The organism is Streptomyces prasinopilosus, assembly GCF_001419695.1.
GTDB classification, from domain to species: Bacteria; Actinomycetota; Actinomycetes; order Streptomycetales; family Streptomycetaceae; genus Streptomyces; species Streptomyces prasinopilosus.
The window spans coordinates 1-1,542 of record NZ_LIRG01000824.1; the positions used below are offsets into that span (position 1 = coordinate 1).

Consider the following 1,542-nt stretch of genomic DNA (forward strand, 5'->3'; position numbering starts at 1 on the left):
TCGCGGCGCTGTCCGCGGCGGCGACGATCGCCGCGGACAGCGCCGCGAGCGTGCGGTGCCGGTAGACCGCGGTCGGCCGGGGCAGCGGTGCTCCGTGCTCCGCGAGCCGGGCGAACACGCGCAGGACGAGCAGCGAGTCCCCGCCCAGGTCGAAGAAGTCGTCCTCCCGGTGGACCGGTTCCACCCGGAGCAGGTCCGACCAGACCGCCGCCACGCGCCGTTCGGTCGCCGTGGCCGGCGCGGAGGCCCCGCCGCCGTCCGGCGCCGCCGAAGAGGCCCCGTCGTCGTCCGGTGCTCCGGAAGGGGCCCGGTCGTCGTCCGGTGCTCCGGAAGGGGCCCGGTCGTCGTCCGGTGCCGCCGGAACGGACCGGGAGGACGCATTCACCAGCGCCAGGCGGTCGACCTTGCCGGTGCTCGTGAGGGGCAGCGCGTCGACGCACGTGATCCCGGCCGGGATCATGTACGACGGCAGAACGCCGGCCAGCCGACGGCGCATCTCCCGGGTGTCGGGCGCGCCGGCCTGGGACCGGAGGGTGACGAAGGCGAGCAACCGCCCCTCGTGCGCCGTCACCACCGCCCGCGCGATCCCGGGGAGCTCCTGGAGCGCCGCCTCGACCTCCCCCGGCTCCACCCGGTTCCCGCGGATCTTCACCTGGTCGTCGAGCCGGCCGAGGAACTCCACGGTGCCGTCGGCCGACCGGCGGACCCGGTCCCCGCTGCGGTACCAGCGCCGGCCCGCCCGCACGGTGAACGCCCGTGCGGTCACCTCGGGTTCACCCAGGTAGCCGGGGCTCAGACCGACGCCGGCGATGAGCAGTTCCCCCGGCTCGTCCGGTGCGCAGGCGGTCCCGTCGGCGCGGACCACTTCCAGGTCCGTACCGGCCACGGGACGTCCGATCGGCACCTGCCGGACCTCGTCGCCGGGACGGGCGTCGAGGATCTGGCAGGTGGCGTTGACGGTCGTCTCGGTGGGCCCGTACAGGTTGGCGATCCGCGCGCCGCTCCCGAACAGGTCGAACCAGCGGCGCACATGGTCCACGGGCAGCGCCTCCCCGCCGACGTGCACCCACCGCAGCGCCGTCAGACCGGGCAGCCCCGCTCCGCTCCGGACCCTTTCCTCGACGGCCGACAGCAACTGCTCCCACAGTGTGGGCACCGAACTCCACACGGTGACCCGCGCGCGCTCGACCCGCGCGAGGAGCAGCTCGGGATCCCGCAACAGGTGACGCGGCACGGTCACGACGGTGCCACCGACCAGGAGGGGTGCGAGCACTTGGCGCACCGAGGCGTCGAAGCAGGGCGACGCGGTCTGTGCGAGGCGGTCGCCCGGGCCGTAGCCGAAGGTGGCGACCGCCCAGTCGAGATAGTTCTCCATCGCCCGGTGGGTGATCGGCACCGCCTTCGGGCGTCCCGTGGAACCGGAGGTGAAGATGACGTACGCGATCGCCTCGGCGTCGGACGACGCGGCGGGGGCGGCCGCGGGCGCGGTCACGCCGGCGTCGGCGTCCGCGTCCGGCGGGCCGTCGTCGACGACGGGCACCG

General features: G+C 75.1%; 1 protein-coding gene. It reads right to left on the reverse strand.

What is annotated here, in order from left to right; translation table 11 throughout:
* On the reverse strand, window positions 1–1,542 hold a 1,542-nt coding region (locus AOK18_RS27075), incomplete at both ends, for a non-ribosomal peptide synthetase (RefSeq protein ID WP_157865230.1).